17 protein-coding genes are annotated in these 21245 nt (G+C 68.2%); 9 read left to right on the plus strand and 8 right to left on the minus strand.

All coding sequences use genetic code 11. The annotated features are described in order from the left end of the window. Positions 1–118: 118 nt before the first annotated feature. Positions 119–1294 (minus strand): bacteriohopanetetrol glucosamine biosynthesis glycosyltransferase HpnI, encoded by a 1176-nt coding sequence (hpnI, locus tag HWX00_RS05850; RefSeq protein ID WP_034186541.1) that lies wholly within the window; start codon positions 1292–1294, stop codon positions 119–121. Between the two features lie 638 nt (positions 1295–1932). Here hpnI and HWX00_RS05855 point away from each other — a divergent pair. Then, positions 1933–2931 (plus strand): LLM class flavin-dependent oxidoreductase, encoded by a 999-nt coding sequence (locus tag HWX00_RS05855; protein WP_124670446.1) that lies wholly within the window; start codon positions 1933–1935, stop codon positions 2929–2931. Positions 2932–2950: 19 nt separating this feature from the next. Here the strand turns inward: HWX00_RS05855 and HWX00_RS05860 are convergent, their stop codons facing one another. Beyond that, positions 2951–4012 carry an alpha/beta fold hydrolase gene (locus HWX00_RS05860; RefSeq protein ID WP_034186539.1) on the minus strand — a complete coding sequence of 354 codons (1062 nt, stop codon included), beginning with the start codon at positions 4010–4012 and terminating at the stop codon, positions 2951–2953. A gap of 172 nt (positions 4013–4184) precedes the next feature. Between HWX00_RS05860 and pdxY the strand changes: the two genes are divergently transcribed. From pdxY to HWX00_RS05875, 3 genes are all read left to right on the plus strand, one after another. Then, positions 4185–5045 (plus strand): pyridoxal kinase PdxY, encoded by an 861-nt coding sequence (gene pdxY, locus HWX00_RS05865; protein ID WP_034186753.1) that lies wholly within the window; start codon positions 4185–4187, stop codon positions 5043–5045. 273 nt (positions 5046–5318) lie between these two features. Further along, a complete protein-coding gene (locus tag HWX00_RS05870) occupies positions 5319–7463 on the plus strand; it encodes a phosphocholine-specific phospholipase C (RefSeq protein WP_175027831.1) in 2145 nt (714 codons plus the stop codon). Positions 7464–7851: 388 nt separating this feature from the next. Further along, positions 7852–9000 (plus strand): branched-chain amino acid ABC transporter substrate-binding protein, encoded by a 1149-nt coding sequence (locus HWX00_RS05875; RefSeq protein ID WP_034186537.1) that lies wholly within the window; start codon positions 7852–7854, stop codon positions 8998–9000. A gap of 137 nt (positions 9001–9137) precedes the next feature. Here HWX00_RS05875 and HWX00_RS05880 read toward each other — a convergent pair whose 3' ends face one another. Next, entirely contained in the window at positions 9138–9887 is a 750-nt protein-coding gene (locus HWX00_RS05880) for a FadR/GntR family transcriptional regulator (RefSeq protein WP_059560683.1), read from the minus strand. 361 nt (positions 9888–10248) lie between these two features. On the opposite strand from HWX00_RS05880, the gene gudD reads away from it, so the two are divergent. Then, entirely contained in the window at positions 10249–11601 is a 1353-nt protein-coding gene (gene gudD, locus HWX00_RS05885) for a glucarate dehydratase (protein WP_034186535.1), read from the plus strand. Between the two features lie 56 nt (positions 11602–11657). On the opposite strand, the gene HWX00_RS05890 is transcribed toward gudD, so the two are convergent. Both HWX00_RS05890 and HWX00_RS05895 read right to left on the minus strand, forming a co-directional pair. Further along, on the minus strand, positions 11658–12467 hold the full coding sequence (locus tag HWX00_RS05890; RefSeq protein WP_034186534.1) for a hypothetical protein: 810 nt from the start codon (positions 12465–12467) through the stop codon (positions 11658–11660). A 236-nt stretch (positions 12468–12703) separates the two neighbouring features. Continuing rightward, positions 12704–13768, minus strand: a complete 1065-nt coding sequence (locus tag HWX00_RS05895) for a glycosyltransferase family 4 protein (RefSeq protein ID WP_034186533.1) — start codon at positions 13766–13768, stop codon at positions 12704–12706. A 565-nt stretch (positions 13769–14333) separates the two neighbouring features. Between HWX00_RS05895 and HWX00_RS05900 the strand changes: the two genes are divergently transcribed. After that, complete coding sequence (locus tag HWX00_RS05900; RefSeq protein ID WP_034186532.1) at positions 14334–16166, plus strand: ABC transporter ATP-binding protein; 1833 nt, start codon at positions 14334–14336, stop codon at positions 16164–16166. 77 nt (positions 16167–16243) lie between these two features. Here the strand turns inward: HWX00_RS05900 and otsA are convergent, their stop codons facing one another. Both otsA and otsB read right to left on the minus strand, forming a co-directional pair. Beyond that, a complete protein-coding gene (otsA, locus tag HWX00_RS05905) occupies positions 16244–17632 on the minus strand; it encodes an alpha,alpha-trehalose-phosphate synthase (UDP-forming) (RefSeq protein WP_034186531.1) in 1389 nt (462 codons plus the stop codon). Continuing rightward, positions 17629–18381 (minus strand): trehalose-phosphatase, encoded by a 753-nt coding sequence (gene otsB, locus HWX00_RS05910; RefSeq protein WP_034186530.1) that lies wholly within the window; start codon positions 18379–18381, stop codon positions 17629–17631. Before otsB ends, otsA begins: the two co-directional genes overlap by 4 nt. Before the next feature lie 282 nt (positions 18382–18663). On the opposite strand from otsB, the gene HWX00_RS05915 reads away from it, so the two are divergent. From HWX00_RS05915 to HWX00_RS05925, 3 genes are read left to right on the plus strand one after another with little or no spacing between them, the layout of a single operon-like run. Continuing rightward, on the plus strand, positions 18664–19299 hold the full coding sequence (locus HWX00_RS05915; protein ID WP_124670451.1) for an SCO family protein: 636 nt from the start codon (positions 18664–18666) through the stop codon (positions 19297–19299). An 8-nt stretch (positions 19300–19307) separates the two neighbouring features. Then, entirely contained in the window at positions 19308–19754 is a 447-nt protein-coding gene (locus tag HWX00_RS05920; RefSeq protein ID WP_034186528.1) for a copper chaperone PCu(A)C, read from the plus strand. Between the two features lie 10 nt (positions 19755–19764). Next, positions 19765–20634 (plus strand): cytochrome c oxidase assembly protein, encoded by an 870-nt coding sequence (locus tag HWX00_RS05925; protein ID WP_034186527.1) that lies wholly within the window; start codon positions 19765–19767, stop codon positions 20632–20634. 10 nt (positions 20635–20644) lie between these two features. On the opposite strand, the gene HWX00_RS05930 is transcribed toward HWX00_RS05925, so the two are convergent. Next, entirely contained in the window at positions 20645–21130 is a 486-nt protein-coding gene (locus HWX00_RS05930) for a GNAT family N-acetyltransferase (protein WP_034186526.1), read from the minus strand. Between the last annotated feature and the right edge of the window lie 115 nt (positions 21131–21245).

A 21245-nucleotide genomic window follows, 5' to 3' on the forward strand; every position in this document is an offset into this window, starting at 1 on the left:
ACGATTCAGTCAAAAAACCGCGGGCCGCCGTGCCGGCGCCCGCCTCTCTGTCATGTCGCGCCGCGCGGCGTCGCCGTGCAGCGCGTCTCGGCCCTCGGGCCGGGTTCGATCGACGGTCCTAATGGCCGTCCACTGCTTCCACCGCCGCCGTCGCGCGTTCGCCGCCGACGACCGTCATCCTTGCGCCGCGCCACACGACGTGCGTGCCGAACACGGCCGCGAGCCATTCGAGCGCGAGCAGCGTGTCGCGCACCGCGACAAGCGGCAGGTCGCGCCAGAACGCGCGCCAGCCCTCTTCGCCGCGCGCGTGCAGCACGAGCCGCCCGAATGCGCCGACCACGGCTGCGCCGCCCGCCAGCGTGCCGGCGAAGGTGCCGTCGAGGCGCAGCGCGAGCGCCGCGCCGATCGCGAGCCACGGCACCGTAAACGTAATGAACAGGAACGCGAAGCCGGCCGGGTTCAGCGAACGGATCGTGCGCAGCCAGCGCGTTTCGCGGTGCCACAACGGCCCGAACGACGGCTCGATCACGTCGGTCGCGACCTCGACCTCCGACAGTACTGTGCGCCGCCCGAGGCGCCTCGGCAATTCCGCCAGCCAGAAATCGTCGGCCAGCTCGTCCTTCAGCGCGAACAAGCCGCCGATCCGGTCGAGTGTGTCGCGCGTCAGCGCGAGCGTCGCGCCGAAGCCGAAGCGGCTCGAGCGGCCGAGGTGCGTGATCCGCACCGACGGCGCGAACCACGCGTCGACGAACTGTGCGCCGATCCGCGTCCAGAAGCCGCCGACGCTGCGCGCATGATACAGACACGTGACGACCCCGACCGACACGTCGGCGAGCGGCGCCGTCACGCGCTCCAGATAGTCGGGCTGTACCGCGATGTCGCTGTCGGCGATCACGATGCGGTCGTATTTCGCGCGCGCGGCGAGATTGATCAGGTTGCTGACCTTCAGGTTCTTGCCGTGCACGCGCGCGTCGACCACCAGCGTGATGTCGCACTCGGGATAGTCGGCGCGCAGCCGCTCGACGACGGCAATCGCCGGATCGGCCGGCGACGCGACCCCGAACAGCACCTCATGACGCGGGTGGCGCTGCTCGCAGAACGTCGCGAGGTTTTCGTACAGGTGCGGCTCCGCGCCGCACAGCGGCTTGAGCACGCTGACCGGCTCGAAACCGTCGCGCGCGGCGGTGCGTGGCGTGCGCGGCCGCGGCGCGAAGGCCGCGACGAGCGCATAGCCGGCCGCGGCCAGCGTGAAGGCGATCAGGAGCCAGTCGAGCAGTGTTGCGGTTGGCGTCATGCGCAACGCCTCCCGGCAGCCTGAACGCCATGGAGAACGCTTGAGCGCGATTGAGCGTGATGCGGTATTCCGGCGACGACGAACGCGGGCACGACCCGACTCCTTGTTCCAGCAGCGTCTGTAATGGGGGAGGCGCGCCCCGTTGTTCGGGTGCGGCCATGCCCGGTTTCGCGTGGCATCTCTCCGCGCAATGCCCGGAAGGGGATGCGGGAAGACTCGACTGGCTACCATCGGCACAACATGGGCAGGCGCCGGATTTTAGCAGTCCGCAGCCCCCCGCGCGTGGCACGACGAGAAACGGACTAGTGCAATTCCGGCAAAGCTGAGCGGACGACGAACCTTATCGGTACAGCCACGTTCACGTTAGCGTAAGCACTTTGCAGGCGTATTGCAGTCTTGAAAATCAGACGTTTCGTGCAAATTTGTACGTCGATGCGGATTCACCGCCAATCGCCGTAAAGATTGGTAATTAATCGGCGATTAGGTTGATTTCTGCAACGATCAAGAACGACGCCCCTGCACCCCTGTAAGGCGCATGGGTATCGGCGCGCCGCCAGCACGTTCCGGAACCCTTTGGCAAAATCCTTGGCATTTGTTGCATAAGCGCATCACCGCGCCCCTCATTCGAAGGCCACCCGATGACACCGTTTTCCGTACTCGATCTCGCCCCCATTCCGGCCGGCACCGACGCCTCGCAGGCGTTCCGCAACACCGTCGATCTCGCGCAGCATGCGGAGCGCTGGGGCTACCGGCGCTACTGGCTGGCCGAGCATCACAACATGCCGGGCATCGCGAGCGCGGCCACCGCGGTCGTGATCGGCCACGTCGCGGGCGCCACGCGAACGATCCGGGTCGGCTCGGGCGGCATCATGCTGCCGAATCACGCGCCGCTCGTGATCGCCGAGCAGTTCGGCACGCTCGCCTCGCTGTATCCGGGGCGCATCGACCTCGGCCTCGGCCGCGCGCCCGGCACCGACCAGACCACGTCGCGCGCGCTGCGCCGCGACCTGATCGGCAGCGCCGACTCGTTTCCGGACGATGTCGCCGAGCTGCAGCGCTACTTCGCGGAGCCGGTGCCCGGCCAGCGCGTGCGCGCGGTGCCCGGCGCGGGGCTCGACGTGCCGGTATGGCTGCTCGGTTCGAGTCTGTTCAGTGCACAGCTCGCCGCGATGCTCGGGCTGCCGTTCGCATTCGCGTCGCACTTCGCGCCGGACTACCTGATGCGTGCGCTCGAGATCTATCGCGCGCAGTACCGGCCGTCGGCCGCGTGGCCGAAGCCGCACGCGATGGTCGGCGTCAACGTGTTCGCGGCGGAGACCGACGACGAGGCACGGCGCCTGTTCACGTCGCTGCAGCAGCAGTTCATCAACCTGCGGCGCGGCACGCCGGGCAAGCTGCCGCCGCCCGTCGACGTGCTCGAGGCAAACGAGCTCGAGCTCGCGACCGTCGCGCATTCGCTGTCGTTCGCGGCGGTCGGCTCGCGCGACACGGTGCGCGACAAGCTGCGCGATCGCATCGCGCAAACCGGCGCCGACGAGCTGATCGTCACCGCGCAGATCTACGATCACGCCGCGCGGCTGCGCTCGTTCGAACTGACCGCGCAGATTCGCGACGAGCTCGCGAACGAGGCGCGCTGACGGCGCCCCTGCCCCCGCGTCACTGCGGGTGCACGGCCTCCAGCCCGTCGAGCAGCGCCTTGTGGAACGCGTCCGGATCCTGGATCTGCGGCGCGTGTCCGAGCGCCGGGAATTCGACGAGCTGCGCGCCGGGAATCGCGGCCTGCGTGCGCTTCGCGAGTTCCGGATAGCGGCCGAGCTTCGCATGCACGTCGGGCGGCGCGACGTCCTTGCCGATCGCGGTCGTGTCCTTGTCGCCGATCATCAGCAGCGTCGGCACGCGGATCGCGCCGAGTTCATAGACCACCGGCTGCGTGAGGATCATGTCGTAGATCAGCGCGGAATTCCACGCGACCGCATCGCGGCCGGCGCCGCGATACATGCCGGCCAGCATCTGCACCCAGCGCTCGTACGACGGCGACCACTTGCCCGCGTAGTACGTGCCCTGCTCGTAGCGGCGGATGCCGTCGGCCGTCGTCTTCTGCTCGCGCGCATACCAGTAGTCGACCGACAGCGGCGGCACGCCGAGCGCCTTCCAGTCCTCGAGGCCGATCGGGTTCACGAGCACGAGCTGGTCGGTCGCCTTCGGATACATCAGCGCATAGCGGATCGCGAGCATCCCGCCGGTCGAATGACCGACGATCGTCGCCGACTTCACGCCCACCGATTCGAGCAGCGCATGCGTGTTGCGCGCGAGTTGCTGGAACGTGTACTGATAGCGCTCGGGCTTCGACGACTTGCAGAAGCCGATCTGGTCCGGCGCGATCACGCGGTAGCCGGCACGGCTCAACACGCCGATCGTGTCCTCCCAGGTGGCCGCGCAGAAGTTCTTCCCGTGCAGCAGCACGACGGTGCGACCGTTCGGGTGGGCGGGCTGGACATCGAGAAACGCCATCTCGAGGGTTTCGCGCTGCGACACGAACGTATACAGGTGCACAGGCGCCGGATACGTGAACCCTTCCAGGCGCGGGCCGTACACGGGCCCGTCGTTGCCCGCGGACGGTGCGGCAACGGCCGCCGCAGGCATGGCGCACACGGCGGCGGCGGCCGCGCCGAGCGCGGCGGCGCGCGCAACAGACAACATCTTGCAAATCGAAAGCATGGCGATCACGGAGATTGGAGACGCGCGCGGGCAGCCGGGCAGCCGCGCGCCCCGCGATTCTACGCGCTCGCGTGACGACGGCGCGCAACACTCCGGGGCCACGCGACTTCCGCGCGTGCGACGAACTCGGGTATCGTGTGACGTGACCCTGAAACGCGTGCAGGCGATTCCCATGAAAAACGTCCTCAGCATTCAGTCGCACGTCATCTACGGACATGCCGGCAACAGTGCGGCCGTGTTCCCGATGCAGCGCCTCGGCGTCAACGTCTGGCCGCTCAACACCGTCCAGTTGTCGAATCACATGCAGTACGGCCATTGGGCCGGCAGCGCGATCGATGCCGCGAAGATGGAACAGCTCGTCGACGGCATCGCCGCGATCGGCGCGCTCAAGCGCTGCGACGCCGTGCTGTCCGGCTTCCTCGGGTCGCCGCCGCAAGCACGCGCGGCCGTCGAGATCGTGCGCTCGGTGAAGGCGATGAATCCGGACGCGTGGTACTTCTGCGATCCCGCGATGGGCCAGACGGGCGGCATCCGGCCCGAGCCCGGCGTCGAGGAGTTCATCGTGCAGGAGGTGCCGGCGCTCGCGGACGGCATGTCGCCGAATCACACCGAACTGCAGAAGCTCGCCGGGCGGCGCATCGAAACCGTCGCCGAAGCCGTCGACGCGTGCCGCGCGCTGATCCGCCGCGGCCCGCGGATCATCCTCGTCAAGCACCTGCACGACCGTAACAGTCCGGCCGACCGTTTCAACATGCTCGCCGTCACCGAAACCGAAGCGTGGATCGGCCAGCGCCCGCTGTACGCGTTTCCGCGCCATCCGGTCGGCGTCGGCGACCTGACCAGCGCGATCTTCGTCGCGCGCCGGCTGCGTGGCGACTCCGTGCGCGCCGCGTTCGAGCACACGCTCGCGGCCGTGCATGCGGTCGTGAAGGCGACCTACGATGCGCGCCGCTACGAACTCGAACTCGTCGCCGCGCAGGACGAGATCGCCCGCCCGAGCGAATGGTTCGGCGCGTGGGTGACCGACGCCTGACGCATCGCCCTCCGCTCCGCTTCACCGGCGAGCCGCCTGCGCCGCTTGCCCGCTTCCCCTGCCGCGCCACGACCGCGGGCGCCCCGTGTCCCGATGCTGCTTCGCCGTCGTTTCACCGCACCTGCAAACGTTTCCGGACTTCACATGAATGACACCGATTTCTCGCTATGCTCGCGGCGGCACGAACCCGCGCAGCCGCATCCTGCGCCCCGGAGCGCGCCCTTCCAGCAGGTCCCGCCAATCGGCTTCCCCCTTTAACGCACGATAACGACCATGACCCGATCGAACCGTCGTGACTTCCTGCGCGTCGCCGCCGGCACTGCCGGCGCCGCCGCGCTGAACCTGTTTCCGCCCGTGATCCGCGATGCGCTCGCGATTCCCGCGAACCGCCGCACCGGCACGATCCGCGACATCGAACACATCGTGATCCTGATGCAGGAGAACCGTTCGTTCGACCATTACTTCGGCACGATGCGCGGTGTCCGCGGTTTTGGCGACCCGCGCCCGCTACGTCTCGCGAACGGCAAGTCGGTGTTCCACCAGCCGGTCGGTCCGGCCGAACTGCTGCCGTTCCATCCGGGCGCCGACAAGCTCGGCCTGCAGTTCCTGCAGGACCTGCCGCACGGCTGGCAGGACATGCACGCCGCATGGAACAAGGGCCGCTACGACCAGTGGGTGCCGAACAAGGGCACCACGACGATGGCGTACCTGAAGCGCGACGACATCCCGTTCCACTACCAGCTCGCCGATGCGTTCACGATCTGCGATGCCTACCACTGCGCGATCCCGAGCTCGACCGACCCGAACCGCTACTACATGTGGACGGGCTACGTCGGCAACGACGGCACGGGCGGCGGCCCGGTGCTCGGCAACGAGGAAAAGGGCTACGGCTGGACGACCTATCCGGAAGTGCTCGAACAGGCCGGCGTGTCGTGGAAGATCTACCAGGACGTCGGTACGGGCCTCGACGCGAACGGCTCGTGGGGCTGGACGCAGAACCCGTACATCGGCAACTACGGCGACAACGCGCTGCTCTACTTCAACCAGTACCGCACCGCGCTGCCCGGCACGCCGCTGTACGACAAGGCGCGCACCGGCACCAACATCAGCGCGGGCGGCACGCTGTTCGACGTGCTGCAGCAGGACGTGAAGAACGGCACGCTGCCGCAGGTGTCGTGGATCTGCGCGCCGGAAGCGTATTCCGAGCACCCGAACTGGCCCGCGAACTACGGCGCGTGGTACATCGAGCAGGTGCTGAAGGCGCTCGTGTCGAATCCCGACGTGTGGAGCAAGACCGCGCTGTTCATCACGTACGACGAAAACGACGGCTTCTTCGACCACGTGCCGCCGCCGTTCGCGCCGCAGTCGCGCGACAACGGGCTGTCGACGGTCGCGACGACCAACGAGGCATTCGCCGGCGACGCGTCGCACATGGCCGGCCCTTACGGGCTCGGGCCGCGCGTGCCGATGCTCGTCGTGTCGCCGTGGACCAAGGGCGGCTGGGTATGCTCGCAGACCTTCGATCACACGTCGCTGCTGCAATTCATCGAGGCACGGTTCGGCGCGCAATATCCGGTCACGGCCGCCAACGTGTCGCCGTGGCGCCGTACGGTATGCGGCGACCTGACCGCCGCGTTCGACTTCGCGACGTCCGATGCCGGCTGGCCGACGCTGCCCGACACGAGCGGCTACGCGCCGCCCGACCGCAACCGCCATCCCGACTACATCCCGGTGCCGCCGGTGCTGCAGAAGCTGCCGAAGCAGGAGGCCGGGCTGCGTCCGGCGCGCGCGCTGCCGTACGAGCTGTTCGTGCACGGCCGCGTCGAATCCGTCAACGGCCAGTTCCGGCTGACCTTCGCGAACACCGGCCGCGCGGGCGCCGCGTTCCAGGTCCAGTCGCGCAACCGCCTGGACGGCCCGTGGGCGTACACGGTCGAAGCCGGCAAACGCGTCGCCGACACGTGGAGCGCGGCGGCATCGCTCAGCCTGTACGACCTCGACGTGTACGGCCCGAACGGCTTCTACTGCCATTTCCGCGGCCCGTTCGCGACCGGCGTGGGCAGCGCGAACGTGAACCCCGAGGTGATCTACGGCTATGACGTCGCGAACGGCAACATCACGCTGCGCCTGATGAACCGCGGCCACAAGGCCGTGCGGCTCAAGGTCACGAACGCCTATGGTCATGGCCGCCCGCGCACGTTCGACCTCGCGCCCGGCGCGCACGTCGACGACTACTGGGATCTGCGCGGCAGCCACGGCTGGTACGACCTGACCGTCAGCGACGGCCGGCTGCTCGGCTTCCTGCGCCGCTTCGCGGGCCACGTCGAAACGGGCCGCCCGAGCACCAGCGATCCGCTGATCCGCACGCACGCGTCGCACGACGACACCGAGGCCGCATCGGACGCGCTGTCCGACTGACGGCATCGCTTGCGCGGCACGGCCCCCGGCGGGCCGTGCCGCGCCCTTGTCTCGCGCCCTTGTCTCGCCCCCTCCTCCTGCCCTCCTCTTCGCCCCTTCCGTCCGCAACGGGAAACTCCCGATACCGGCCGGTCCTGCCCGCGCGGAAGCTATGCGCAAATCCGCATCGAATGCGCAGCAAATTGCCAAGACCCGCGCATATCGGCGACCTATATATCGAGACAATCGGGGCTCTTCACCGAGCCTGACGGGGGCGTGTTCCGAAGATCGCGATGCCGACCTCCCCGCCCGATTCCGAGAAGCGGTCGAACCGCCCGCCCGTCGCACGCGCCCGGCTCGCCCGGACGCGCGCGGTACCCACTCGCTGGTGTCGAACAAGAGGAACAACATGAAATTCCGTCATTCCCTGCTGTCGGTGTCGATTGCATCCGCGCTGGCCCTCCTCTCGCAACAGGCCGCCCAGGCTGCCGACGCAACCGACGTGAAGGTCGGCTTCGCCGCACCGCTCACGGGTGTGAACGCCGGCTACGGCAAGGATCTGCAGAACGGCGTGCAGCTCGCGCTCGACGATGCCGCCGCGCAGAAGGTGCAGATCGCCGGCAAGCCGGCTCACTTCAATCTCGTCGTGCAGGACGATCAGGCCGACCCGCGCATCGGCGTGCAGGCCGCGCAGGCGCTCGTCGACCAGAACGTGTCGGTCGTGGTCGGTCACTTCAACTCGGGGACGACGATTCCGGCATCGGTCGTCTACGACAAGGCCGGCATCCCGGTGATCGACCCGGCCGCGACCAACCCGACACTCACGTCGCGCGGGCTCGCGAACATGTTCATGGTGATCGCGACCGACGGCCAGAACGCCGGCAACGCGGGCAAGTACGCGGTCGACGTGACGAAGGCGAAGCGCATCGCGATCATCGACGACCGCACCGCGTTCGGCCAGGGCGAGGCCGACGAGTTCGAGAAGGCCGTGAAGGCCGCCGGCGGGAACATCATCGGCCGCGAGTTCACCAGCAACCAGGCCGTCGACTTCCGCGCGCAGATCACGAGCCTGAAAGGCAAGAACCCCGACCTGATCTTCTTCGGCGGCCTCGATTCGCTCGCCGCGAACTTCATCAAGCAGATGCGCCAGCTCGGGCTGAACGCGCAGTTCGTCGGCGGCGGCGGCGTGAAGGACAACGAGTTCATCAAGATCGCCGGTCCGGCCGCAGAAGGGGCGATGGCGTGGGAATACGGCCAGCCGCTCGACGAGCTGCCGCAGGGGAAGGATTTCGAACAGCGCTTCAAGAAGCGCTTCGGCGTCGACGTGCTGTCGTATGCGCAGTTCGGCTATGACGCGGCGTGGGCCGCGATCAAGGCGATGCAGGCGGCCGGCTCGACCGACCCGAAGGTCTATCGCCCGGCGCTGAAGAAGATCGACTTCGAAGGCGTCACCGGCCGCATCTCGTTCGCGAACGACGGTTCGCTGAAGAGCGGGATGTCGACGCTCTACCAGGTGAAGAGCGGCGCGTGGAAGACGATCGTGACCAAGGGAGGCTGATCGGTCATGCAGGCGGCCTGGCGGCGAACCCGCCGCCAGGCCGGGCGGATCGATGCCGTCGCATCGATCTTGTATGACGACTGATGTTGAAGCGATTCGACCGGGCCCACGCCAACGCGGGCCCCGCGACGCGACGGTCAGCCGGCTTCGGCCTCGGCCGCCTCGTGCGCGCGGCGCAGCCGCTCGCGGCTGTTCGTGAGGTGCGTGCGCATCGCGGCGCGCGCGGCTTCGGGGTCGTGGCGCGCGATCGCCTCGTAGATGTCCTCGTGCTCGTGGTTCAGCCGGCCGACGTAGCGCTCGAGGTCGTCGCCGGCGAAGCGCGCCGAATTCACGCGTGTGCGCGGGATGATCGAGGTGCCGAGCTGCGTCATGATGTCGACGAAATAGCGGTTGCCGGTCGATTGCGCGATCTGCAGGTGAAACTGGAAGTCGAGCTGCGCGGTATCGCGGCCGCCGCCCGCGCCCGTCGCGATTGCGTCGAGCGCGCGCCGCAGCGCGGCGAGGTCGGCATCGTTCGCGCGTTGCGCGGCCAGGCTCGCGCACTCGCTCTCGAGGCTGATGCGCAGTTCCAGCACCGCGAGCACGTCGCGCAGCGTCGTGATCGTCGCGGGATCGATGCCGAGCGTCTGGCGGCGCGACGGCTCCAGCACGAAGCTGCCGATGCCGTGGCGCGTCTCGATCAGGCCGCTCGCCTGCATCCGCGAGATCGCCTCGCGCACGACCGTGCGGCTCACGCCCTGCGCCGCCATGACTTCGGTTTCGGTCGGCAGCTTGTCGCCGGGACGCAGCGTGCCGTTTTCGATCTGCGCGGTCAGCGCGTCGACGACATCTTGTGCGAGGCTGCGTGCGCGACGGCGCGGCGCTGCGGGAAGCGTGGGCACGGACATGAGGCCGGTTCCTTTTTGAATGATCGTAATGTGAGCCGAGGGTTTACGCGGGGTTTGAGCGAAAGCCGATGATTCATTATACTGCGTCACAAGTCATCCGACGACTGATGATCGGTGCACGGATCTCCTGTCGACTCAGGGCCGGCACTTCAGCGCCGCCTGGTCTCGTGCCTGACGATCGGCCAGCATTCGCGTTCCGCGCTCCGCTGGTCTCGTTGTCGCTCCCACCCCCGTTCCGGGTTGCTGTCGACATGCGGGCCTTGCGCGCCGCGCACGTCGGTTGTCGAATGATCGCACCTCCCGCCGCGCGCGGCAAAGCTTTTGCCGCACGGCATTGCCTACTCTTCTGCCATCGCCGCCCATGAACGCCGTCACTGCCTCGCCTTCCCACGACACGCCGCGCATCGTCGACCTGCAAGCGATTCCGGTCGCCGGCCACGACAGCATGCTGCTCAACCTGAGCGGCGCGCATGGTCCGTTCTTCACCCGCAACCTCGTGATCCTGAAGGACAGCGCGGGCCGAACCGGCGTCGGCGAGGTGCCGGGCGGCGAAAGCATCCGCCGCACGCTCGACGATGCGCGCGCGCTCGTCGTCGGCCAGCCGGTCGGCAACTACCACGCGGTGCTCAACGACGTGCGGCGCACCTTCGCCGATCGCGATGCAAGCGGCCGCGGGCTGCAGACCTTCGACCTGCGCACGACGATCCACGCGGTCACCGCGCTCGAGGCCGCGCTGCTCGACCTGCTCGGCCAGCATCTCGGCGTGCCGGTCGCCGCGCTGCTCGGCGAAGGCCAGCAGCGCGACCGTGTCGAAATGCTCGGCTACCTGTTCTACATCGGCGACCGCACGAAAACCGCGCTCGCCTATCGCGACGGCAGCGGCGCGACCGACGACTGGACGCGCGTGCGCGACGAAGCCGCGCTGACACCCGAGGCCGTCGTGCGGCTCGCCGAGGCCGCGCATGCACGCTACGGCTTCAACGACTTCAAGCTGAAGGGCGGCGTGTTCGAAGGCGCGAGCGAGATCGAGGCCGTGACGGCGCTCGCCGAACGCTTCCCCGACGCGCGCGTGACGCTCGACCCGAACGGCGCCTGGTCGCTCGACGAAGCCGTGCGGCTGTGCCGCGATCAGCATCACGTGCTCGCATATGCGGAAGATCCGTGCGGCGCGGAGAACGGTTACTCGGGCCGCGAGGTGATGGCCGAATTCCGCCGCGCGACGGGGCTGCCGACGGCGACCAACATGATCGCGACCGACTGGCGGCAGATGGGCCACGCGGTGCAGCTGCAGGCCGTCGACATCCCGCTCGCCGACCCGCACTTCTGGACGATGCAGGGTTCGGTGCGCGTCGCGCAGATGTGCCGCGACTGGGGTCTCACGTGGGGCTCGCATTCGAACAACCACTTCGATGTGTCGCTCGCGATGTTCACGCACGTCGCGGCCGCCGCACCGGGCCAGGTCACCGCGATCGACACGCACTGGATCTGGCAGGACGGCGAGCGGCTGACGCGCGAGCCGCTGAAGATCGAGAACGGGCTGGTGGAGGTGCCGAAGCGGCCGGGCCTGGGCATCGACATCGACATGGATGCGGTCGCGCTCGCGCACGAGCTGTACAAGCAGCACGGCCTCGGCGCTCGCGACGATGCGGCGGCCATGCAGTACCTGATTCCGGGGTGGACGTTCAACAACAAGCGCCCCTGCCTCGTGCGCTGAACGCGGAACGAACCGGGCGCCCGGATCGCCCGGTTGCCCGTGCCGTCCCCGCCCTGTCAGACGATCTGCTTGAGCGCCGCGTCGAGCGCGAGCACCGCGACGCGGTCGCCTTCGGTCGCGAGCGGCGCGCGCATCACGATCTGCCGGTTGTGGCCGACGGCCGCCGGCGAATCCCACAGCAGTTCGACCTTGGGCCGATTGAACAGGCTGCCGCGACGCGGCGGCACGACTGCCGGCTGCCCGTCCGCCGCGCCCTGCTCGCCCGGCGCGGCAGCCTTGCGGCCCGGCCAGCGCACCGACAGCTCACGCGCGTCGTACTGGCCAACCTTGCGGCTTTCCATCCAGACGATCGCGGTACGCGTCAGCACGTCGAGTGAAATCGCATACCGGCCGACCGCGAAGCGGCGGGCGGCCACGTTGGTGCGCCACAGCGGCCGCGGGCGGCAGATCCAGACGATGGCCGCGTAAAGCGCCGGCGCGGCGACGAGCCAGCCGTTGGTCGCCGTCACCGCATGCAGCGCGCGGCGCCAGCCGGCCGCCCACGTGAACGCGCCGATCGACCAGACGGCGAACAGGAAACCGATCAGCGCGAAGACGCGCAGCGCCTGACGCAGCCACTGCGGCAGCGGATGGAACGGCCGCTCGGCGCGCGCGACGGCGCCCGGCAGCGCGAGCAGCAGGAAGATCAGCACGAGGTAGACGAACGCCCACGGCGACGACACCATCGCGGACAGCGACGAGCGATAGCCCATCTGGGACATCGAGAACAGCCAGCGCGCGAGCAGCACGAGACCGATCGCGCGCAACGCGAAGATCACACCGGCGCCGGGGGCCGGCGCTGCGCGCGTGGTTTTCGTTCTCGCCAAGACTGCTCTCCTCTTGATATTCGTACAGGGCCGGATTTCACGGCACGGCCATTATAGGGACATTACCGTCTGGACAGACGGCCGGATGGCGTGCCGGGGCGCTTCGGGGGGCGTTCGCGGCGCCGGGCGCGGCGAGAATACAACACATCCGCGCCGCGGATGTGACAACGCCCCGCCGGAAACCCGGACGGGGCGTCGATGACGGCCGCGCGCCGCAGCGCGGCGGCGGCCCGCGATCAGCTTGCGTTGACTTCGCGGAGCACCGTGCGGCGCTTCTGGCGCAGCAGTTCCTCGTAGCCCTTCACGTAATTCTGCGCCATCACCTTCGACGAGAAACGTGCTTCGAACGCGGCGCGAACCTTCTCGCGCGGCAGCGTATCGAGGCGCTTGAGCGCCGCGACGGCCGACAGTTCGTCTTCGACGACGAAGCCCGACACGCCGTTGTCGATCACTTCCGGCACCGAGCCGCGCTTGAACGCGATCACCGGCGTACCGCACGCCATCGCCTCGATCATCACCAGGCCGAAAGGCTCCGGCCAGTCGATCGGGAACAGCAGCGCATGTGCATTGCCGAGGAATTCGGTCTTCTCGGCTTCGCTGATTTCGCCGATGTACTCGACGTGCGGCAGCGCGAACAGCGGCTTGATCTTCTCTTCGTAGTACGCGCGATCGGCCTTGTCGAGCTTCGCGGCGATCTTGATCGGCAGGCCGGCCTGCTCGGCGATGCGGATTGCCGTGTCGACGCGCTTCTCCGGCGAGATGCGGCCCAGGAACGCGAGGTAGCTCGGCTTCACGTTCGGGATCGGCGTCAGCAGGTTTTCCGGCAGGCCGTGGTAGACGGTCGACAGCCAGTTCGCCTGCGGCAGCGGGATGCGCTGGTTGTCGGAGATCGACACGACCGGCACGTCGCTGAATGCATTGAAGATCGGCTGCAGTTCCGGCAGGTCGAGACGGCCGTGCATCGTCGTCAGATGCGGGACCGGCTGGCGCGAGAACAGCGAGAACGGGTAGTAGTCGATGTGGCAGTGCAGGACGTCGAACTCTTCCGCACGGCGGCGCACCTGCTCGAGGAGCAGCATGTGCGGGGCCATCACGTCGCGGATCGTCGGGTCGAGGCGCAGCGCCTGCGGCCAGCACGCTTCGAGCTTCGCGGAGGTTTGCGAATCGCCGCTCGCGAAGAGCGTGACGTCATGCCCCATCTCGACGAGTGCTTCGGTGAGGTAGGACACCACTCGCTCGGTACCACCGTACAGTTTCGGGGGTACCGCTTCATGCAACGGAGCGATTTGGGCGATTCGCATGCGTAACTCCTAAAAAATCGGCTAAAAACCAGGTATGGGTCGGCAACCTGCCGGCGGTCCGGGCTGGATGCTTTTCATCCGAACCATCGGACGAATCAGCCTGCCGGGGGCGTCGAACCCGCGCTGCTCAAGGAGCGTCGGCGACGCGACAGGCATAGAACGTTTGAAACGAAGACCCGTTGACAGGGGTTCGTAAAAAAACCTGGAATCGAACCCGGAGCCGATTATCTAGGGTTAATCCCGATACGGCGCACAACATTTCAAACACTTTACTTTGTTACAAAGGCGCAACACTTTGCAACCCGCGGACTCGGGTGTCCGTTCTAGAGTGGAAGGCCCTTTGGCGATCCTCGTCACCCGTGGCTGCCGGCAGCGTGATTCCGGCACACGAGGCAGGACGGGATGCCGGATTTTATCTCAAAATCGACCGCGAGCCCCTGGCCAAGGCAAGATTCGCGCAGCGCGACGCACGGCCTTGTTTACAATGCCGGATTATTCAGTCCGGGCGAACGCCGGCATGCGATCCAGCCGCCACGCTCAATCACCGAATCACCGCACGCATATTTTGGAATCTCTCACCCCTGCCCAGCGCAACGCCCACAACGCGAAGCTGTCGAGCTACGCGCACCGGCCGATCGCGTTCCTGTTCCGCTACATCCGCCTCCACCCCGTCGCGCACCTCATCGTGCTCTTCAGCGTGCTGGCCGCCGTCGGCTGCGCGCTCGGTTCGCAATATGCGATCAAGCACCTGATCGACGTGCTCGCGACCGGGCGCCATCACCCGGGTCCGCTGTGGAGCGCGTTCGCGCTGCTCGTCGGGCTGATCGCGGCCGACAACCTGCTGTGGCGCGTCGGCGGCTGGGTCGCCGCGCACACGTTCGTCGCCGTGACCGGCGACCTGCGGCGCGACCTGTTCCAGTACCTGATCGGCCATTCGCCGACGTATTACTCGGAGAAGCAGCCGGGCACGCTCGCGAGCCGCATCACGGCCACGTCGAACGCGGTGTATACGTCCGAGAACACGATGGCGTGGAACGTGCTGCCGCCGTGCATCGCGGTGATGGGCGCGATCCTGATGATCATCGTCGTCAATCCGCTGATGGCCGCCGGCCTGCTCGGCTGTTCGGCCGTGCTGTCCATCATCCTGTTCAAGCTCGCCGGCCGCGGCTCCGCCCGTCACCATGCGTTCGCGGCGAAGGCCGCGGCGGTCGACGGCGAACTCGTCGACGTGATCGGCAACATGGGCCTCGTGCGCGCGTTCGGGATGACGCTGCGCGAGCAGAAGCGCTTCGGCGCGACGGTCAAGGCCGAGATGGACGCGCGCCAGCAAAGCCTGCTCTATCTCGAAAAGCTGCGCCTGCTGCACGCGGTGATCACCGCGATGCTGTCCGCCGGCCTGCTCGGCTGGGCGCTGTGGCTGTGGGACCAGGGCCGCGCGACGTCGGGCGACATCGTGCTCGTCAGTTCGCTCGGCTTCACGATCCTGCACGGCACGCGCGACCTCGCGGTCGCGCTCGTCGACGTCACGCAGCACGTCGCGCGCTTGTCCGAGGCCGTGAAGACGCTGCTCGAACCGCACGGGATGCCCGACCGCTCCGACGCGCAGCCGCTGGCGGCCACGGGCGGCCGCGTCGACTTCGAGCGCGTGACGTTCGCGTATCCGCACCGCCGCGCGATCCTCGACCACTTCGATCTCCATATCGAACCGGGCCAGCGCGTCGGCCTGATCGGCAAGTCGGGCGCCGGCAAGTCGACCGTGCTCGCGCTGCTGCAGCGCTTCTACGACACGCAGGACGGCGTCGTGAAGGTCGACGGCCAGGACGTGAAGGCGATCACGCAGGACAGCCTGCGCCATGCGATCGCGCTCGTGCCGCAGGACATCTCGCTGCTGCACCGGACGATCTACGACAACATCGCGTACGGCCGTCCCGACGCGACCCGCGACGAAGTGCTCGCCGCCGCGCGCGACGCGCGTTGCGCGGAGTTCATCGAGGCGATGCCGGAAGGCTATGACACGATCGTCGGCGACCGCGGCGTCAAGCTGTCGGGCGGCCAGCGCCAGCGCATCGCGATCGCGCGCGCGATCCTGAAGAACGCGCCGATCCTGCTGCTCGACGAAGCGACGTCGGCGCTCGACAGCGCGTCCGAGGAAGCGATCCAGAGCGCGCTCGACCGCCTGATGGTCGGCCGCACGGTGATCGCGATCGCGCACCGCCTGTCGACGCTGCGCAACTTCGACCGGATCATCGTGATGAACAACGGCAAGGTGATCGACGACGGCCCGCCCGAGGTGCTGCGCAATCGCCCCGGCCTGTACCGCGACCTGCTCGCGAAACAGCACGGCCGCCATCACCCGGCGCACGACGGCAACACGCCGACCGGCGAGCGCGTGGCCTGACGCGCCCCCGCCAGCCGACAAAAAAGCCGCGGTGCATCACGCACCGCGGCTTTTTTCATTGGCGCGGAAACGGCCGGTCAGGCGTGCTGCAGGTCGCGCAGGAAGTTGTCGCGCCACACCGACACGTTGTTCTCGCGCAGCTGCGCGATCATGTCCGTATAGCGTGCGCGCCGCTCGGCGAGCGGCATCGTCAGCGCCTGCGACAGCGCATCGGCCATCCCGTCGATGTCGATCGGATTGACGATCAGCGCGCCCGTCAGCTCGCGCGCGGCGCCCGCGAAACGCGACAGCACGAGCACGCCCGGATCGTCCGGATTCTGTGCGGACACGTATTCCTTCGCGACCAGATTCATCCCGTCGCGCAGCGGCGTCACGAAGCCCACGCGCGCGAGCCGGTACAGCGCGGCCAGCACCTGCCGGTCGTACTGGCGGTGAATGTAGAGGATCGGTGCCCAGTCGAGCTCCGCGTAGCGCCCGTTGATGCGCCCCGACTCCGCTTCGAGCTGCAGCCGGATATCCTGGTACGCGCGCAGGTCCGCACGCGTCGACGGCGCGATCTGCAGGAACGACACGCGGTTGCGGATCGACGCCTGGTGCTCGAGCAGCTTCTCGAATGCCCGGAAGCGCTCGACGAGCCCCTTCGAATAATCGAGCCGGTCGACGCTCATGATCAGCTGCCGCCCGCGCAGCGACGTCGCGAGCGTGCGCACGGCCTTGCCGTGTTCGCCCGCCTGCGCGAGCGACGCGATCTCGTCCGGATAGACGCCGATCGGATAGGCAGCCGCACGCAGCGTCTGGCCGAACGCGCGCACGCGCACGGTGTTGTGCCCGTCGCGCTCGACGTCGCCCCCCGCCTCGAACTCGACGTAGTCGCAGAACGCGCGCAAGTCGGGTTCGGTCTGGAAGCCGAGCAGGTCGAACGCGCACAGCGACTCGACGAGTTCGCGATGCGGCGGCACGTTGACGAGCACCTGCGCGGCCGGAAACGGGATATGCAGGAAGAAGCCGATCCGGTTCTTCACGCCGGCCTCGCGCAGCGCGCGCGCGAACGGAATCAGGTGATAGTCGTGCACCCAGATCACGTCGTCGTCCTGCAGCAGCGGCACGAGCTGCTGCGCGAGCCACACGTTGACGCGACGATAGCCGTCGAATTCGTGGCGGTCGTACTGGATCAGGTCCGCACGGTAATGAAACGCGGGCCACAACGTGGCGTTCGAGAAACCCCGGTAGTACTGGTCGTAATCGCGGCGCGACAGCCCGACGGTCGCGAACGTCACGGGCCCGCGCTCCTCGATGCGGATCTGCGGCTGCGGCGCGCCGGATGCGACGACCTCGCCGCTCCAGCCGAACCACATGCCGCCCGTCTCCTTCAGCGCGTCATAGACGCCGATCGCCAGGCCGCCCGCCGCCGGTTCGCCTTCCGAAATCGGTGCGACGCGGTTTGAAACGATGATGAGCCGGCTCATGCGTGCGGCTGCCCCGTGCCGAGCCAGCGCGCGATCTGCTCATGCAGCGCGTCGACCGAATCGAGCCGCGCGCGGGCCGAGGTCTCGCCCGCGCCGACCTTGATCGACAGGCCGCCGCGCGCGTTGACCACCGCGAAGCCCTTCTCGTCGGTCAGGTCGTCGCCCGCGAACAGCGGCATGCGCCCCGCGAACGGCGGTTCATCGAGGAACGCCGCCAGCGCACGCCCCTTGTCGACGCCCTTCGGCTTGATCTCGAACACCATCTTGCCGGGCTGCAGCACGTATGCATCGGCATAGTCGGCCACGAGACGCTCGGCCGCTTCGCGCGCGACCGCCTCGCGCTCGGGCGCATTGCGAAAGTGCAGCGCGACGGCCGCGCCCTTGATTTCGAGCAGCATGCCCGGATGACGGTCGACGACACCCGCAAGCTCGCGCTCGATGCGCAACAGGCGTTCGTCGTTGAAGCCGATGCGCTGCGTGTCGCCGTTCGCATCGCGGCGCTCCGCCCCGTGCAGGCCCGCGATCGGCAGGCCGGGCATCTGCAGGAACGTGTCGAGGTTGTCGATACCGCGCCCCGACACGATCGCGACCGCCCCGTGCGAGCGGCGGCGCAACGCGTCCAGCAGCGTCAGCAGCGACGGCGGAACGTGGATGCTGTCGGGGGTGGGCGCGAGTTCGACGAGCGTGCCGTCGAAGTCGAAGAAGAACGCGGTATCGGTCAGGGACAGGGAAGCCGGAACGGATTGCATCGATTCGATAGTCTGAGGGTCGGCCGGCAACCACGGGCCGCCGCTGCGCGAATGGAATTGTGCGCATCTTACCGCGCCTGCGCACCGAGATGGGCGAAACCGGTGCGTCGCCTGCCGCGCGCCGCCGCTTGCGTCAACTGCGACATATTGCCCCGCTCGCTCGCCCCGTACGGGTTTCGAAAGGACGCGGGCGCGCGAATTGCGCTACAGTCGCAACCGCCTGCCGCGTGACGCCTGGCATCACCGCCGGCCGGCCACTTTTCCGACCGATCGAGCCCCAGGATGTCGTCTGCCCGTCCCGCGCCGCCGTGGCGCCTCCCCCGCCTCATCCGCACGGCCGCGGCCCTCGCCGCCGCCGTGACGCTCGCCGCGTGCACGCACGACGAGCCGCGCTGGAACCTGACCAACGTCACCGGCCACCTGCCCGACCTGTCGTTCACGCTGACGGGCGGTGACGGCCGTCCCGTTGACGCCGATGCGTTCCACGGCCGCGTCGCGCTCGTCTACTTCGGTTACACGCACTGCCCCGATGTCTGCCCCGAAACGATGGCGCGGCTGATGGAAGTGCTCGGCAAGCTCGGCCCGCGGGCCAACGACGTGCGCATCCTGTTCGTATCGGTCGATCCCGCGCGCGACACGCCGCAGATGATGCAGTCGTACGTCGCCGCGTTCGACGCCGCGCACGCGCGCGGCCTGACCGGCACCGACGGCCAGATCGAATCGCTCGCGAAACGCTATCGCGTCGCGTACCAGATGGAAAAACGCGATCCGTCCGGCGGCTACGAAGTCACGCACAGCTCGGCCGTCTACATCTTCGACGCAACCGGCCGCGCGCGCCTGCTCGCGACCGATCGCGATTCGCCCGACGCCATCGCCGCCGATGTGCGCCGGATCATCGACACCGCCTCCACGACCTGAATTCCGCCATGAACACGAAGACGACCCTCAAGACGTTCGCCCTCCTCGCCGCGCTGTGCACCGGCGCCCAGGCCTATGCCGCCGGCGCGATCACCGCGCAGGGCGCGTGGGTGCGCTGGCTGCCGAACAAGCTGCCCGCGGGCGGCTACGTGACGCTCGTGAACACGAGCGACAAGCCGGTCGATCTCGTCGACGTCGACAGCCCCGACTACGGGATGGCCATGCTGCACCAGACCGTGTCGAACGGCTCGACGCAGAAGATGGAAATGGTCGACAAGCTGACGATCCCCGCGCGCGGCAAGGTCGACATCGCACCGGGCGGCTATCACTTCATGCTCGAGGAACCGAAGCACGCGATCAAGCCGGGCGACACCGTGCACCTGCGCCTGAAATTCTCCGACGGCGAAACAGTCGACGCACCGTTTGCCGTGAAGTCGCCGGCCCAGGCGAAGTGATCCGCGCGCAATGAACCTCCTGTACTGGCTCGACCCGTGGGAGCCGTCGCCGACGGTCGTCATCGCGGTGCTGACGGCGGCCGTGCTGTTCGCGCGCGGCGTGAAGAAGGCGAAGGTGTCGCCGCTGCGGCAGTTCTCGTTCTGGTTCGGGCTGACGGCGCTCTACATCGCGCTGCATACGCGGCTCGACTATTTCTTCGAGCACGAGTTCTTCATGCATCGCGCGCAGCATCTCGTGCTGCACCACCTCGGGCCGTTCTTCATCGCGCTGTCGTATCCGGGCGCGGCGATCCGCGCGGGCATCCCGTTCCGCTGGCGACAGCGCTTCGTGCGCCCCGCGCTCGCGTGGGCGCCCGTCCGGGCCACGCTCGACGTGGTGTTCCATCCGGTCGTCGCGGTCGTGCTGTTCGTCGGGCTGATCTATTTCTGGCTGCTCTCGCCGATCCACTTCATCGCGATGCTCGACTGGCGGCTCTATCGCGTGATGAACTGGAGCATGGTGATCGACGGGCTGCTGTTCTGGTGGCTCGTCGTCGATCCGCGGCCCGCGCCGCCCGCGCGGCTGTCGCCGGGGCGCCGGATCCTGATCGTCGTCGCGGCGATCCCGCCGCAGATCGCGCTCGGCGCGCTGATCTTCTTCACGCCGCACGAGTTGTATCCGATCTACTCGATCTGCGGCCGTGCCTTCACGTGGCTGAGCCCGCTGCGCGATCAGCAGATCGGCGGGCTGCTGCTGTGGATTCCCGGCTCGATGATGAGCGTGATCGGTGCGCTGATCGCGCTGCGGCACTGGCTGCGGCTCTCCGCGCGCGGCCGCCTGATCGGCGAACGCGCGGCGCGGCACGCGGACAAGCCGCCGGTGCCCCGCGCCGTGCACTGACCGCCGCGCGTCATGCGCGCGCGCTGCTCATCCACACGTGCGGGATGCCGTCCTCGTCATGCACGTCCGAACTCGGCGTGAAGCCGAACGCCCCGTAGAAACGCTGCAAGTGAGCCTGCGCGTGCAGGCTCACCGGCGTATCCGGCCATTGCGCGCGGATGTGCTCGAGCGCGCGCGACAGCAGCCCGTTGCCGAGGCCCGCACCACGAAACGCGGCGGTCGTCAGCACGCGGCCGATACGCACGTCGGTATGCTGCGCATCGGGCAGCAGCACGCGCAGATAGCCGGCCAGGCGGCCGGCCGGATCGAACGCGGCGAGGTGCCATGCGGCCTGGTCCGCATCGTCGATATCGCGATACACGCAGTTCTGCTCGACGACGAACACGGCGCTGCGCGCCTCGAGGATCGAATAGACTTCGCGCGCCGTCAGCGCGTCGAAGGATTTCCAGCGCCAGTCGAGATCGGCAGCGCTCGGGGATGCGGCGGATGCGTTCATGTACGGTCCTGATTCGGGCGCGCCGGCCGGCGCGCGACAACCGTCGATTATGCCTCGAAGCGCCTGTCGCGCACGACCGCCTGCCCGCGCGCGAAAAAAAAGGCCCCGCATTGCG

Origin of the sequence: Burkholderia seminalis DSM 23518, from assembly GCF_902832885.1 — a bacterium.
Lineage (GTDB): Bacteria > Pseudomonadota > Gammaproteobacteria > Burkholderiales > Burkholderiaceae > Burkholderia > Burkholderia seminalis.